Source organism: Micromonospora sp. CPCC 206061 (assembly GCF_036906915.1).
Classification (GTDB): Bacteria; Actinomycetota; Actinomycetes; order Mycobacteriales; family Micromonosporaceae; genus Phytohabitans.
In genome coordinates this window covers 75,523-90,785 of sequence record NZ_JBAKHX010000027.1, presented here as the reverse complement: position 1 = coordinate 90,785, position 15,263 = coordinate 75,523, and the positions used below count along the sequence as shown (strand labels likewise).

At 70.5% G+C, this 15,263-nt stretch carries 12 protein-coding genes; 7 read left to right on the top strand and 5 right to left on the bottom strand.

The features are described from left to right. The first annotated feature begins 190 nt into the window (after nt 1-190). Nucleotides 191-940 (top strand): DUF1775 domain-containing protein, encoded by a 750-nt coding sequence (locus tag V6V89_RS19825; RefSeq protein ID WP_334620656.1) that lies wholly within the window; start codon nt 191-193, stop codon nt 938-940. A gap of 15 nt (nt 941-955) precedes the next feature. On the opposite strand, the gene V6V89_RS19820 is transcribed toward V6V89_RS19825, so the two are convergent. The 5 genes from V6V89_RS19820 to V6V89_RS19800 form a co-directional block, all read right to left on the bottom strand. Further along, nucleotides 956-1,909, bottom strand: a complete 954-nt coding sequence (locus V6V89_RS19820; protein WP_334620655.1) for a hypothetical protein — start codon at nt 1,907-1,909, stop codon at nt 956-958. 124 nt (nt 1,910-2,033) lie between these two features. Beyond that, on the bottom strand, nt 2,034-4,520 hold the full coding sequence (locus V6V89_RS19815; RefSeq protein WP_334620654.1) for an SMC family ATPase: 2,487 nt from the start codon (nt 4,518-4,520) through the stop codon (nt 2,034-2,036). Then, on the bottom strand, nt 4,517-5,668 hold the full coding sequence (locus tag V6V89_RS19810) for an exonuclease SbcCD subunit D (RefSeq protein WP_334620653.1): 1,152 nt from the start codon (nt 5,666-5,668) through the stop codon (nt 4,517-4,519). Before V6V89_RS19810 ends, V6V89_RS19815 begins: the two co-directional genes overlap by 4 nt. A 16-nt stretch (nt 5,669-5,684) precedes the next feature. After that, nucleotides 5,685-7,430, bottom strand: coding sequence for an ATP-binding protein (locus V6V89_RS19805; RefSeq protein ID WP_334620652.1), 1,746 nt, complete (start codon nt 7,428-7,430; stop codon nt 5,685-5,687). Between the two features lie 66 nt (nt 7,431-7,496). Next, on the bottom strand, nt 7,497-8,249 hold the full coding sequence (locus V6V89_RS19800; protein ID WP_334620651.1) for a pyrimidine reductase family protein: 753 nt from the start codon (nt 8,247-8,249) through the stop codon (nt 7,497-7,499). A gap of 151 nt (nt 8,250-8,400) precedes the next feature. Here V6V89_RS19800 and V6V89_RS19795 point away from each other — a divergent pair, with 151 nt between their 5' ends. The 6 genes from V6V89_RS19795 to V6V89_RS19770 all read left to right on the top strand — a co-directional run bounded on the left by V6V89_RS19795 (nt 8,401) and on the right by V6V89_RS19770 (nt 15,191). Then, entirely contained in the window at nt 8,401-8,946 is a 546-nt protein-coding gene (locus V6V89_RS19795) for a plasmid pRiA4b ORF-3 family protein (RefSeq protein WP_334620650.1), read from the top strand. A gap of 350 nt (nt 8,947-9,296) precedes the next feature. Beyond that, nucleotides 9,297-10,607 (top strand): ABC transporter substrate-binding protein, encoded by a 1,311-nt coding sequence (locus V6V89_RS19790; protein ID WP_334620649.1) that lies wholly within the window; start codon nt 9,297-9,299, stop codon nt 10,605-10,607. Nucleotides 10,608-10,729: 122 nt separating this feature from the next. Beyond that, nucleotides 10,730-11,713, top strand: a complete 984-nt coding sequence (locus V6V89_RS19785; protein ID WP_442935180.1) for a carbohydrate ABC transporter permease — start codon at nt 10,730-10,732, stop codon at nt 11,711-11,713. 13 nt (nt 11,714-11,726) lie between these two features. Further along, on the top strand, nt 11,727-12,653 hold the full coding sequence (locus tag V6V89_RS19780; protein ID WP_334620647.1) for a carbohydrate ABC transporter permease: 927 nt from the start codon (nt 11,727-11,729) through the stop codon (nt 12,651-12,653). Then, a complete protein-coding gene (locus tag V6V89_RS19775; protein WP_334620646.1) occupies nt 12,650-14,059 on the top strand; it encodes a GH1 family beta-glucosidase in 1,410 nt (469 codons plus the stop codon). Before V6V89_RS19780 ends, V6V89_RS19775 begins: the two co-directional genes overlap by 4 nt. Before the next feature lie 85 nt (nt 14,060-14,144). Next, nucleotides 14,145-15,191, top strand: coding sequence for a LacI family DNA-binding transcriptional regulator (locus V6V89_RS19770; protein ID WP_334620645.1), 1,047 nt, complete (start codon nt 14,145-14,147; stop codon nt 15,189-15,191). The last annotated feature ends 72 nt before the right edge of the window (nt 15,192-15,263 follow it).

Below are 15,263 nucleotides of genomic sequence, written 5' to 3'. Positions count from 1 at the left end.
GCGGCGTGGGCTGGTGACGGTTCGCACCGTCCGCCGATGATGCAGCGGGCCAACCAGATCCCGCCGTTCGACTCGGTTCGGGTCAACGTCCGATAACGACAGTGGCAGTGGCAAGACGTACGTACAGGGAGCACGGGCCGGTCAGCCCGTGCTCCCTGGCGTGGCTAGAACACCCCAAAAGGAGCTCTCCATGGTGGTTCGCAACCGGCGCCTCGCGGTAGTCGCGCTCGGCGCCGCCATATTCGGCGCGCTCGCGTTTGCGTCGCCCGCCGCGGCCGACATCACCACCACACCGTCCGAAGTGGTACGCGGTGGTGGCGTCAAGGTGTCGTTCCAGATCCCTGAGGACCGCCCCGGTGCGCACACCACCAAGGTGGAACTGGTGACACCGCGAGACACCGTGATCGGCGAGGTGTACCCGATGTCGAGCAACGACTGGGCGCCCCAGATCACCACCCGGCGGCTCGACGCCCCGGTGGCGGGACTCCACGGTGGACCCATGAGCGACGTAACCGACCGGATCACCTGGATCCGCGTCGCCGGCACCCCGGTGGCCGAACAGCCATCTACGCTGGTGGTCTCGATGGGCCCGATGCCGGTCCAGGGCGACCAGGTCGTGTTCCAAGTGGTGCAGACGTACTCGGACGGCACGGTCGTCGACCACCCCGGCACCGTCATCAAGCTGACCGGCCAGGCGGTGGAGGGCGGCGGACACCACGGCGGCGCCGCTCCCGCCAAGGAGGAAACTGCGGCGGCGGTGCCTGCGGCGTCCACTCAGGACACCGGCGGCTCGTACGGCATCCTGATCGCCGGCCTGCTCGCCGGTCTGGGCCTGGGAGCGGCGGGCTGCTGGCTCGCCTTCCGCCGCCGCGGCGTCTCGTCGCTCGCGACTCCACCCGCCGTGGAGGCCGACAAGCCCAAGGCCGCGGCCACCCACTAACGCCGCCGCCAGGGCCTAGGAGGGGCGGGTGGCGGCCAGGGTCAAGGCGCGGTGTAGCAGGCGGGCATCGCCCAACAGGCCGCGGAGTCGGCGTTCCAGGCCCGCGATCGGTATCAGGTTTTGCGGCGCGCGCGGATCCTTGTACGCCGTCGAGGCGAACCGGGGCAGTGTCACCACGGACAGGTGCGCCAGCTCGACCGCCTGCGGCACCGTCAGATCCGGGGAGCACTCGACGCGCACGATGCCGGCCCACGGGGCACCACCGGCGCCCGGCAGGCGCAGGTACCAGGAGTAGCCGCCCCACGCGGTGCCGAGGCGGAACACCGGCGACCGCTGCCCGGGGCGCAGCGCGGTCACGATGCCGGCGAGCGCGGGCGGCAGGTACTGGCTGTGCTGCGTCTTGATGTATCCGATGGTGCGCGGCAGTTGGCGCCGGTTGCGCAGTGGCCCGTCGACGACCAGCAGGTCGCCATCGGTGCGGGCGCCGCCGGACACCTCCACCTCCAGTGCGGTCAGCGGGCCCTGTACCGCCGCGGGCAGCTTGCTCAGCTCACCCGAGCCGCTCACCTTGCGCAGCTCGTACCTGATCTGCCCGGCCACCATGTCGCCGGCCGACGGGCTGGCCGTGAACAGCCCGCGGGCGACGCGTGAGCCGGCCAGTTCGGCGGCGCCTCGGCGCAGGTCGCACCGGACGACGCCGGCGGCGTACGAGGCGGCGAGGCCGGGGTACGAGGAGCCGTCGGGCTCTTCGGTCCACAAGCCGGCGTCGATGCGGCGTACCCCGTCGACGAGGAGCACCACATCGGGCGCGGCCAGGCCGGGCGGTGGGGTCAACGGGCGCCACTCGGCGGCGTCCAGCTCGACGGAAGGGTCGACCTGCGCGCTGCTGGGCGAAGCGGGACCACCATCGTCTGCCGCGAAGGACGCACCATACGACGGATCCCACATGTCGACAAAGACCCGTGTCACAGCACCCCTTCTGGCTCGCTCGGTCACAGTGCCTTCTGGTCGCTCGGTCGCGCGGCGCTGAAGCCGACGCCTTCCCTCGTCGCTTCGCTTCTCAGTCCAGGCGCCGGCGCGCCAGCTCGCTCGCTCATAGGCCCACTCGTTCTACGCGGGCGGAGCGGGCGTCTTTTCGGACCTCGAAGCGGACCGGCACGCGCTCGGCGAGCGCGCTGACGTGGGTGACCACGCCGACCATGCGGTCGCCGCGGGCGGCCAGGTTTTCCAGGGTGGCCGCGACCGTGTCGAGGGTGGCGGCGTCGAGCGTGCCGAACCCCTCGTCCAGCACGATCGACTCCAGGCTGGCCGCGGTGGTGGACATGCCGGCGAGCTGCTCGGAAAGGGCGAGCGCGAGGGCCAGCGACGCCTGGAACGTCTCGCCGCCCGACAGGGTGCGCACGCCTCTGCGCAGTCCCGCGTCGTGGTGGTCGACGACGTAGAAGTCGCCCTTGTCGTGCACCAGCTCGTACTGCCCGCTGGACAGCTCGCGCAGGATGCCGGAGGCGCCGTCGACGAGCAGGTCGAGCGCCTCTTCGAGCAGCCAGCGTTCGAAGTTGTTGGCGCGCAGGTGCCCGGCCAGGGTCTTGGCGACCTGGGAGGTGCGCTCGTGCCCGGCGCGTTGCTCTCGCAGCTCCGAAGCCTGCGCGTGCCGCTCGGCGAGCCGCTGGTGTGCCCCCTCGGCCCGCTCGACGGCCACGGCGGCGGCCCGCAGAAAGTCGGCGCTGCCGGTGCCGGGCACGGTCAGGCCAGCATCCACGAAAAGACCCGCGATCCGCGCCGCCAGCGCGCCGACGGTATCCTGCGCCTCCTGTGCCCCAGCCAGCGCGCCGTCGCGACGCTGGCGCTGCTCCGAGGCCAGCTCGGAGGCCCACGCCGCCAGAGTGGCCCACGCGGCCACCACGTCGTCGCGGTCGGCGGCCGGCGGGGCGAGGGCGGCGACCTGGTCACGCGCCCGGTCGAACTCGCGCCACGCGGCCCGTACCCGCTCGTCGGCCGCGTCGGCGCCGGCCTGCGCCCGTCGCTGCGCCTCGCGGGCGGCGCGCACCGCGGTGCCCGCCTCGTCGAGCCGCGCCTGCATGGCGGCCAGCGCCTTGAGCTCGCGGCGCAGCGCGTCTGGGCCGGGCGACTCGGTGAGCCGCGCGGCCAGCTCGGCGAGACGGCCGGTGAGCTGGTCGTGCTGCGCGCGGGCCCGCTCGAGCGTGCGGTCGAGCTCGCGCAGCGCCTTGTCACGGCTCGCGACCTGCCGCTGCGCGGCCTCGGCCGCGGCGCGGGCGGCCTTGCCCGCGGCCTCGGCGGCGGTCACCGCCGAACCGGCCGGCATCGGCGGAACGACCGGCACCGGCTGGGCGCACACCGGGCACTCGTCGCCGGCTTCCAGGTGGGCGCGCAGGGCGGCGGCGCGGTCGGCGGTCTGCGCGTCCTGGTATGCCCGGCGAGCCTGCTCCAGGTGCTCGATGGCGTGCGCCTCGACCTCGCGCGCCTGCTCCAGTGCCCGGAGCGCGGCGGCGTGCTCCCGCCCCGCACCGGACACCGCATCGGCCAACGCGGACGCCTGCCCGCTCAGCTTGTCGTGCTCGGCGTGCGCCTCCAGCAGGAGGCGCAGCGCGGCGGCGTCGGACGCGCCGGCCAGCTCGCCGCGCACCTTTTCCTCGCGCTCCTCGGCCTCGGCCACGGCGGCCACCGCGCCGGCAAGCGCCGTGCGTGCGGTCGCCACCGCGCCGGCGACGCCGGCGAGGTCGCCGGGCGGCGCCAGCCCGGCGAGGCGCTTCAGGTCGGTGTCGATGTCGGCGAGGGACGCACGCGCGGCGTCCGCGTCGCGCTGGGCTTCGAGCAGCTCGGGTACTGCCGCGTCGACCGCCTTCGCCAGATCGCGGGCCGCCTCGAGGCGCTCGGCCGCCGCGCTGACCGCCTCGTCGTCGGCGTCGGCGAGCCCCTTGAGCACCTGGTCGACCGTGCCCAGCCTGGCCTCGGCCTGCGTCGCCCGCGTGGAGGCCTGCTTCTGGATCGTCTCGTAGACATCGAGCCCGAGCAGGTTGACCAGGATCTGCTGCCGGGTGGCCGGCTTGGCGTGCAGGAAGTCGGCGAACTGCCCCTGCGGCAGCACCACGCAGCTCGTGAACTGCTCGTACGGCAGCCCGACCGCCTCCAGTACCGCCTGGTCCATCTCGGCGGGCGTGCCTGCCAGCACCTCGCCGAGGTCGTCGGGGGTCATGCCGGTGTCGAGCTTGGTGGGGTCGAACCCGGCCGGCATCAGCTGGAGCCCGGCCCCGCTCGTGGACACCCGGCCCTTCCCGTCGCGCCGCACCACCCGGGTGGCCACGTATCGCGCCCCGGCCGACTCGAACACCAGCCGCACCCGCGCCTCGGACGCCGACGGCGCGAGCGCGTTGGCGATGCCGCGGCTGGTGCCCCAGCGCGGCACCTGGCCGTACAGCGCGAAGCAGATCGCGTCGAGCACGGTGGACTTGCCGGAGCCGGTCGGCCCGATCAGGGCGAAGAAGTCGGTGTCGGTGAAGTCGATCGTGGTTTCGTCGCGGAAGACGGTGAAGCCCGCCATGTCGAGCCGGACCGGCCTCATGAGGACACCTCCTCGTAGAGCTCGTCGAACAGCTCCTTGACGCCTTCGTCGGCGTGACCCCGGCTCTCCAGGTAGTCGGCGAACAGCTCGCGCGGTGACCGACCGGCCCGCTGCGCGGCGCGCGCGCCGGGGTTTTCGGCCAGCTCGCGCAGCAGGTCGGGATCGATGCGCACTTCGAGCGCCCGGGGCAGCAACGCCTGTACCTCTTCGCGCAGCCCCGCCCGCGGCGCCTCCCGGACGAACACGCGCAACCACCCGTCGCCAGGGTCCACTTCGGACAGCTCGGCGAGGGTGCCACGCACCGTGCGCAGCGGTGTGGCCGCGGTGACCGGCACTTCCCGTACCCGGGGAGCGGTGTCGGCGGTGACCTCGACGATCGTGACCGAGGGCGTGTTGTCTTCCTCGCCGAAGTCGATGGCGAGCGGGCTGCCGCTGTATCGCACGTGGCTGGAGGCCACCACCTGCTGTGCGCGGTGCAGGTGGCCCAGCGCCACGTAGTGCGCGGTGCTGGGGAACACGGTGGACGGCACCGCGTATCCGAGCACGGTGTGCGCCTCGCGCTCGCCGCCGCCCATCGCGGCGCCGACCACGGTCAGGTGTGCGGTGACGAGGTTGACGGTGCCCGAGCCGAAGCCGGCGCAGAGCGCGGACAGCAACCGTCCGATGTGGTCGGCGTAGGTCTGCGAAGCCTCGGCCGCGGTCAGCTCGTACATCTCGGCGGCGCGTATGGCGTACCGCTGCGAGAGGAACGGCAGCGCGACCAGCCGCCAGCGCTCTCCGCCGGTGGTTTCGCCCTCGATGTGGTGCTCGGCGGCCGAGTCGCGGACGGTGCCCCGTAGCGACACCCCGGCGGCCTCGGCCCACGGGCGCAGCGCGTCGAGCGTGGGCCCGTTGTCGTGGTTGCCGCCGATGGCGACGACCTGGGCGCCGGTGCCGCGCAGCGCGGAGAGCGCCCGCGTGACCAGCTTGGTGGCGTCCGGTGACGGCGCCGCGGTGTCGTACAGGTCGCCCGCCACGATGACCAGGTCGGGCCGCTCGTCGCGGGCGATCTCGACCACCTGGGCCAGCACCGCGATGTGCTCGTCGACTCTGGACTGTCCTTTGAGGACCTTGCCGACGTGCCAGTCGGACGTGTGCAGGATCTTCACGCTGACCCCCCGAGAATCAGAACGGGATCTCGTCGTCGGACCGTCCACCCACGACGGCGAACGGGTCGGCGGACTGGACGATCGAGCGGAGCGTGGCCGACGGCGCCTGGCCCGCCTCGGAGACGCGGGTCGCCCACGCGGGGAAGGGGAACTCCAGGCACAGCGGCACGGGGATGTCGGGCTGGTTGACGAACATGGTGCCCGGCTTGGCGAGCAGCGCCCGCTGGCGCTGGGCGGGTGGTAGGAAGCCGTATTCGGGCCGGGACGCCTCGGCGGGATCGAGCCGCCCGACGACCCGGATCGCCGAGTTGGTGACGATGCGCCGCTCGACCTCGCTGGCGGTCTGCTGCGCGCCGATCAGGATCACGCCAAGCGACCGGCCGCGCTCGGCGATGTCGAGCAGCACCTCCTTGATCGGCGACGAGCCCTCTCGCGGCGCGTACTTGTTGAGCTCGTCGAGCACGACGAAGAGCAGCGGTTTCGCGGTGCCCGCCTTTTCCTTGCGCTCGAACTCGGTCTTGAGCGTCACGCCGACCACGAAGCGCTGCGCCCGGTCGGGCAGGTTATGCAGGTCGACGACCGTGACCTGGGCGCTCTCGGCGGTGTTGACCGCATGCGGGCGGCGGGTCGCGAGGTCGCCGCGGATGAGCCGGGCCAGGTCTTTCTTGCTGGCGATCAGCCGCCGGGCGAACGCGTTGACGGTGCCGATGTTGATGGCGCTGCCGGCCCACGTGTTGCGCGTCTCGTCGTCGGTGAGCTGCTCGACGATGTGGTCGACGAGGTCGGGGTACGAGTGCAGGCTGGTGCCCTCGACGACCACGCCGCCGTCGGTGGACTGGGCGGCGCGCGCGAGGTGGGCGGTCACCGAGTGCACGACCATCGTGTACTGCTGGCGCTCGTCGTCGGCGTCGGCGAAGACGTACGGCAGCAGGCGCTTCTCGCAGAACTCGCCGAGCGTCCAGTAGAAGCTGTCGACGCCGGCGAGGCGGCTGCTCACGTCGGGCGCGCCGGACGAGTCGCCGGCCCGTGGCGGCGCGTAGACCCGCACGTCGGGGAAGGCGGTGGCGGGCAGGCCGAGCTTGGCGTACGCGGCGGTGGTGGCATCGTCGAGCCGCGAGTTGGGGTGGTCGAGGAACAGCAGGTCTTCGCCTTTGACGTTGAAGATGAGCGCCTTGGCGTTGACCGCGTCGCCGCCGAGGACGCCGGAGCGGAAGACCGAGTACAGCAGGAACGTCGCGAAGCTCGTCTTGGTGGCCACGCCGGAGATGCCGGAGATCGACACGTGCGCGCCTCGGCTGCCGTCGAGGAAGTCGGCGTTGAGGTAGACCGGGATGCCGTCGCGCCCAGTGCCCATCGGGATGCGCTTTTCCATGCGGTCGAAGTGCAGCGCGGCCGCGCGCGCGTCGCCCTGCGCCCGGTGTACGACGGCTCCGGGGGAGGGCGGCACGTACAGCTCCGGGTCGACCCGCGTGGTGGTGATCTCGGCGGCCTCCTGCACCAGCGCGGGCAGGGTGCCGTCGGCGATCGCGAACACGTCGGAGTCGAACTGCGCACCCTCGTGCCGCGCCCGCACCTGCGTCACCACGCCGGCGATCGTGACCGGCTCGCGGTCGGGCAGCTCACGCTTGGTTACCACCACGTCGTCGAGTTGCAGGTAGCGCCCCGGCGTGACCGCCGTCCAGAACTGCAGGGGAGTGGCGTCGGCCGTGCCGAGCACCCGGCCGACCGGCTCACCGGGCGCTTGTGTCTCGCTGTCTGCCACGGATCTCATCGTGCCTCACGGGTACGACGCCGTCCCGTGCGACTCACCTGTACCGGTGTGCCACCTTCACCGATCGAGGCCGTACCGCGCCAGCAGTGCGCCGTCCGCTGTCAACAGGTGACGGAGGGTGAAGTTTTTCGGTGGCGTGGGGGCGCCGGCCACGATGCGTCCCGCGCCGGGTCCGGTCACGAGCGGCGAGATCGTCAGGCACACGTCGTCGACGAGGTCTTCGGCCAGCAGGGCGCCGAACAGGTGCGGGCCGCCTTCCGAGAGCAGGTGCGCGAGCCCGCGTTCGCGCAGCCTGGTGAGGGCGGCCGCGAGGTCGACGCGGTCGTCACCGGCCGCGAGCACGTCGGCGACGGGTTCGAGCGCCGCGCGCCGGTCGGCCGGCGCGCGGCCGTGCGTGACCACGATCGGGCGTACCGGCGCGTCGGCGAACGCCGCCTGTGCCGGATTGAGTTCCAAGGCGCCCGAGACGACCACGAGCGTCGGGTACTCGGACAGCCCGCGGGCGGTTCGCCAGGCGCGCCGCTTCTCGTCCAGCCGGAGCGCCCGGTACCCCTCGTGGCGCAGCGTGCCCGCGCCGACCACGAGCGCGTCGCAGAGCATCCGCAGCAGGCCGAAGACACGCTTGTCAGGGCTGTTCGAGCCGCCCGACAGCCCTTCGGAGAAGCCCTCCAGCTCGACCGCGCCGTCCACGCTGGTGACGAAGTTGACGCGCAGGTCGGGCTGGGCGCGGTGGGCGTACAGCTCGGTGAGCGTCGCGTCGTCGAGCGGCGACGTGTCGGGGTCCGGCCAGAGCCGGGCGATCAAGCTCATTCGCCGGCCGGACCAGTGACCGGTGGGGTCGGTCGCGGGGTACGGTGCTGGCAGTCACACCAGCTCCGCCCCCGGCACTCCTCGTGGCGCTTGGCCCGGCAGGCCCGGCAGATCATGGGGAAACCCTACGGAACGGGAGACCACGAAGGCCATGCCGCGCCAGATCTACCAGCTGAAGGTGACGCTCGCCGACGTCCGGCCGGCGGTGTGGCGGCGGGTCCTCGTTCCCGGCGGCTACACGCTCGACCGTCTGCACCGGGTGATCCAGTACGCGATGGGCTGGCAGGACTACCACCTGCACTCGTTCGATGTCGACGGTGTCCAGTACGGCGAGCCGGACCCGGATGGCGAGCTGGCGGTGCTCGACGAGCTCGACGTCCGGCTCGACGCGGTCGCGTCGAAGGGGACGCGGGTCGGCTACACCTACGACTTCGGCGACTGGTGGGAGCACGAGGTCGTGGTCGAGGACGTGTTCGGCGCGGAGCCCGACGAGCGGTACCCGGCCTGTGTGGGCGGCGCGCGGGCGTGCCCGCCGGAAGATGTCGGCGGCGCGTTCGGGTACGCGGAGTTCCTGGCGGCGGTCCGCGACCCCGCACATCCCGAACACGAATCGATGCGTCTCTGGATCGGCCGTGCCTTCGAGCCGGCGTACTTCGACGCCGAGCGGGCCAGCACGCTGCTGCGCCGCTTGGCGTAAGCGACTTTTCGTGTTAATAGATCGTTTTCGCGCGGGTATTTGACCCGCTTCATGGGCAATTTTTAGGCCCACTTCACCCCTTCTGTACCCTAATTCCGACTTCGCCCATACGGCGAGTAACGAAATGGGAACGCTCCCACTTGGGTCTTGACACCCCAGAAACGTGCCGGCAATCTCATGGGAGCGCTCCCGGCGGTGGTGTGGTCAGAACCACACCGGGCACCGCGTGGCGCCAGGCACGCCGTCCTTCGCGGCTGCGTGCCGCACTTTTCGTGCGGCCGCGACGTGGCGGCGGGCACCGGGCACGGCACACCCCCACCACAAACATGACGACCTGAGAGGGGTCAGGGATGAGCGTTACGACGCGCCGGCAGTTTGCGGCGGTCGCGCTCGCTTCGGTCGCGGTTCTCGCCGTGACCACCGCGTGCGGCGATGACGGCGATGAGGGCGGTTCCAACGGCGGGCAGATTACTCTGACCGTCGATGTCTTTGGTGAGCAGGGCTTCGGTTACGAGAAGCTCTACGAGCAGTACATGAAGGACCACCCGAACATCAAGATCGAAGAGCGTGGCAAGGGCATGGGGCTCGGTGACTACAACACCCGCCTCACGCAGTGGATGGCTTCCAGTGCCGGCGCCGGCGACATCGTGGCGCTCGAAGAGGGCACGATCGTCCAGTTCAAGGCCCAGAAGCAGAACTTCGTGAACCTCGCCGACCACGGCGCCGCGTCGCTGGAGAGCAACTTCCTGGCTTGGAAGTGGAACGACGGCAAGGCCGGCGACCAGATCCTGGGCCTCGGCACCGACGTCGGCAGCATGGCGATCTGCTACCGCAAGGACCTCTTCGAGAAGGCGGGCCTGCCCACCGAGCGCGAAGCGGTGGCGGCGCAGTGGCCGACCTGGGACGCGTTCATCGAGACCGGCAAGAAGTTCCAGGCGAAGAGCGGCAAGGTCAAGTTCGTCGACGCCGCCACGAACACGTTCAACTCGATCCTGATGCAGACCGCCGGCAACGGCACCGGATACACGTACTACGACAAGTCCGACAAGTTCGTGCTCAGCTCGAACCCGGACGTCAAGTCCGCGTGGGACCTGACCGTCAAGGCGATCGAGGCCAAGCTCTCCGCCGGCCTCCAGACCTTCTCGGACCCATGGGCCACCGGCTTCAAGCAGGACCAGTTCGCCATCGTCACCTGCCCCGCCTGGATGACCGGTGTCATCAAGGGCAACGCGGGCGACGCGGCCGCCGGTAAGTGGGACATCGCCAAGGCGCCCGGCAACGGCGGCAACTGGGGCGGTTCCTTCCTAGCGGTGCCCAAGCAGAGCAAGCACCCCAAGGAGGCCGCTGAGCTGGCCAAGTTCCTGACCACCCCCGAGGCGCAGCTTGAGGCGTTCAAGGCGCTGGGCAACCTGCCCTCGTCGCCGAAGGCCCTCGAGGACCCGACGCTGCTGGCCAGCAAGAACGACTACTTCAGCAACGCGCCTACCGGCGAGATCTTCGGCGCCGGCGCCAAGGACTTCAAGCCGGTTTACCTCGGCCCGAAGAACCAGGCGGTGCGTGACGCGGTGGAGAACGCTCTGCGCAGCATCGAGCAGGGGCAGCGCACGCCGGCCCAGGCATGGGACGACGCGCTCAAGGCCGGTGAAGCAGCCTCCAAGTAAACGGAGGTCGTGGACTCGCGACCGGCCGTGGTCATAGCGAGAAAGCAGCGAGGGTGGCGCCGGAACTCACCGGCGCCACCCCGCCGCGCGACCCGACCGGCCCGGATCGGAAGGAAGCCCCGATGACACCCAACACCGCGGACCGTACGCGCCGTGGCCGGCCCGCGCACCGCCACGCACAACCCCCACCACCTCGCAAGGCCCGCGGTACCTTCGGCACCCGGCTCGACCTCAAGACGTCGCCGTACCTGTACGTCGCGCCGTTCTTCGTGATCTTCCTGATCTTCCAGCTCTACCCGCTCGTCTACACGTTCTGGGTATCGCTGCACAACCAGCCGCTCGGCGGCGAGGGCGAGTTCGTCGGCGCGGACAACTTCACCGCCCTGATGAAGGACGAGCAGTTCTGGAACTCGGTCTACAACACGCTCGGCATCTTCGTCGTCTCGACGGTCCCGCAGCTGCTCCTCGGCCTGTACCTGGCCAACGCGCTCAACCGCAAGCTGCGCGGGCGCGGGTTCTTCCGGATGACCATGGCGGTGCCGATCATCACCTCCACCGCCGCTGTAGCGATCATTTTCGGCCAGATCTACAACCGCGACTTCGGCCTCGCCAACTGGGTGCTCGGCTGGTTCGGCGTGGAGAACATCGACTGGCGAGCTACCAAGTGGGCCTCCTGGATCGCGATCTCCACCATGGTCGACTGGCGCTGGACCGGATACAACACGCTCATCTACCTGGCCTCCATGCAGTCGATCCCCAAGGACCTGTACGAGTCGGCAGCGCTCGACGGCGCCTCGGCCCGCCGCCAGTTCTGGCAGATCACGGTGCCGATGCTGCGCCCGACGATCATCTTCACGGTGATCATCTCGACGATCGGTGGCTTGCAGCTCTTCGCCGAGCCGTTGATGTTCTCGTCCGGCTCCGGCAACTACACCGGCGGCACGCTGCGGCAGTACCAGACGGTGACGATGTACCTCTTCGAGAACATGTTCACCCGGTTCAACCTCGGGTACGCCGCGACCGTCGCCTGGGCGCTCTTCCTGCTGATCGTGATCGTCGCGTTCATCAACTACCTGCTGACCCGTCGCATCGGCTCGGCGAAGTGAAGGGAGGCCGGTGATGCCACGCAACAACGCGGACACCGCCGTGATCACCCCGGTGGCCCCGGGCGCCATCTCGGGCCGGCCCCGCAAGCCGAAGGCCGAGGGTGCGGCGTCGCGACTCTGGAAGGCCAGCCCGCTGACCTTCGTGACGCTGATCGCGGCCGCGATCGTGTCGTTCTTCCCGTTCTACTGGATGGTGGTCATCGCGTCCCGCACCAACGACGCGATCGGGAGCGTGCCGCCGCCGCTCACCCCGGGCGGCAACCTCATCGACAACGCCAAGCGGGTCCTCGACAACGAGAACGCCGCGTTCCTCACCGGCCTGACGAACTCGCTGATCATCTCGACCGTGGTCACGGTCGCCGTCGTGTTCTTCTCGTCGCTGGCCGGGTTCGCGTTCGCCAAGTTGCGCTTCCGCGGCCAGAACGCGATGCTGTTGATCATCTTGGCGACCATGATGGTGCCGGTGCAGCTCGGCCTCATCCCGCTATACCAGATGATGGTCAAGTTCGGCTGGCAGAACCAGCTCCAGGCGGTCATCGTGCCGTCGCTGGTCAGCGCGTGGGGCGTGTTCATGATGCGCCAGTACGTGAGCCAGACCGTGCCCGACGAGCTGATCGAGGCGTCCCGGGTCGACGGCGCATCCACCTGGCGGATCTACTGGAGCATCGTCATGCCGGCGCTCCGGCCGGCCGCCGCGGTGCTGGGGCTGTTCATCTTCATGCAGACCTGGAACGACTTCCTGTGGCCGCTGACCGTGCTCCAGGACCCCGCCAACCCCACCGTGCAGATCTCGTTGCGTAGCCTGAACCAGGCCTACTACACGGACTACTCGCAGGTCTTCGCTGGTACGGCGCTCGCGACGGTGCCACTGGCTATCGTGTTCATCCTGTTCGGCCGTCAGATCATCAGCGGCATCATGGAAGGTGCGGTCAAAGCGTGACGAACGACCAGTCCGAGCTCACAGATCCGACTTTCCCGGCGGACTTCCTCTGGGGCGCGGCCACCGCCGCGTACCAGATCGAGGGGTCCGCCGCGGAAGACGGACGCACACCGTCGATCTGGGACACGTTCAGCCGCACTCCGGGCAAGGTCCGGAACGGCGACACCGGCGATGTGGCATGCGACCACTACCGCCGGGCCCCGGAAGACGTGAAGCTCATGGCGGAGCTCGGGCTGCGCTCGTACCGGTTCTCGCTGTCCTGGCCGCGCATCCAGCCCGGCGGTTCCGGACCGGCCAACGAGGCTGGCCTGGACTTCTACCGCCGGCTGGTCGACGACCTGCTCGGGCACGGCATCGAGCCGTGGGTCACGCTCTACCACTGGGACCTGCCGCAGGCCCTGGAAGACGCCGGCGGCTGGCCGGCGCGCGACACCGCCGCCAGGTTCGCCGAGTACGCCGAGCTGGCCGTCGCCGCGCTCGGCGACCGGGTGAGGTACTGGACCACCCTCAACGAGCCGTGGTGCTCGGCGTTCCTCGGCTACGGCTCCGGCGTGCACGCCCCGGGCCGCAGCGACGGCGCCGACGCGGTGCGGGCGGGGCACCACCTGATGCTCGGCCACGGGCTCGCGGCGCAGGCCATGCGGGCCAGCCGGGCCGACGCCGAGGTCGGTGTCACGCTCAACCTGTACGCGATCTCACCACTGACCGGCTCGCCCGCCGATGCGGACGCCGCACGCCGCATCGACGGGCTGGCCAACCGCTTCTTCCTCGACCCGATCCTGCGCGGCGAGTACCCCGCCGACGTGGTCGCCGACCTGCGCGAGGTCACCGACTTCGGGCACGTCCGCGACGAGGACCTCGCGGTGATCTCCACACCGCTGTCCGTGCTGGGTGTCAACTACTACAGCCGGTACGTCGTGGGCGCGCCGCCCGAGGGGGAGGAGCCCGGCCCGCACTGGCGAAAGCCGTCGACCTGGCCGGGCAGCGAGCACGTCATGTTCGGCGACCGGGGCCTGCCGGTCACTGACATGAACTGGGAGATCGACGCCCCCGGAATGGTCGAGGTGTTGACCCGGCTGCACCGCGAGTACCCGGAGCTTCCGCTCTACGTCACGGAAAACGGTTCGGCGTTCATCGACGAGGTGGTCGACGGCGAGGTGCACGACGCCGATCGGCTGGCGTACTTCGATGCCCACCTGCGGGCCTGCCATGAGGCGATAGCGGCTGGCGTGCCGCTACGCGGCTATTTCGCATGGTCACTCATGGACAACTTTGAATGGGCTTGGGGATATTCGAAGCGCTTCGGCATGGTCTATGTCGACTACGAGACTCAGGCCCGAATCCCGAAGTCGAGCGCCAAATGGTACGCCGCGGTGATCCGAAACAACGGTTTGGCCGCACAATAGTTGTGGTCAGCCACTATGGAGGGGCCGGGGCAACGGACCCTACCTGGTTCCGGCACCGGCCCGCCCGCCGTCCGAGGAGCACACGATGACTACGCAGCGCACGCGGTCGCTCGGCCGTCCCACCCTTGATGCGGTGGCTGCCCGCGCCGGGGTTGGTCGGGGGACCGTGTCCCGCGTCGTCAACGGCTCGCCGCAGGTCAGCCCGGAGGCGCGGGCGGCGGTGCAGCAGGCGATCGACGAACTGGGGTACGTGCCGAACAGGGCGGCGCGCGCCCTCGTCACGCAGCGAACCGACTCGGTGGCCCTGGTCATCTCCGAGTCGGGCGAGAGGCTGTTCGGTGAGCCGTTCTTCGCCGGCATCGTCCGGGGCATCCACGCGGGACTGCTCGACACGCCGATGCAGCTGTGGCTCGCGCTGGCCCAGTCCCCGGCCGAGCGGGAGAAGGTCGAGCACCACCTGACCAGCCAGCACGTCGACGGCGTACTGCTGCTCTCGCTGCACGACGCCGACCCGCTGCCGACGCTGCTGCAGCAGCGCGGCCTGCCCACCGTGCTCGGCGGCCGCCCGGCGAGGATGCTCGCGCCGGACGCCCAGCACGCCAACTTCGTCGACGTCGACAACGCCGGTGGCGCCCGGCAGGCGGTCGAGTTCCTGATCAACAAGGGGCACCGCCGGGTCGCCACGATCACCGGTTCGCAAGACATGGGCGTGGGCATCAACCGGCTCGCCGGATACAAGGAGGCGATCCGGGCGCACGGCGGCTCGGTGACCGAAAACCTCATCGCGTACGGCGATTTCAGCGAGGCCAGCGGCACGGCGGCGATGCGCCGGCTGCTGGACGTGAGCCCCGACCTCGACGCGGTGTTCGTGGCGTCCGACCTCATGGCGTTGGGCGCGCTCCGGGCGCTCCGAGAGGCGGGCCGCCGGGTGCCGGACGACGTCGCGGTCGTCGGGTTCGAAGACAACGAGTTCGCCCGGCAGTCCGACCCGCCGCTCACCACCGTGTTCCAGCCGGTGGAGGAGATGGGACGGCAGATGGCGCACCTCCTGCTGTCGCTCATCCGGCGCGATGAGCTCGACCTGCCGTACGTGCTCCTGGACACGCACATGGTGGAGCGGGCCTCTGCCTGATATACAGGTATCGATCCCGCTCGTCGTTTGTCGCGGCCGAGTCACCGCGCCGCAACAGGGACGAAATGGTCA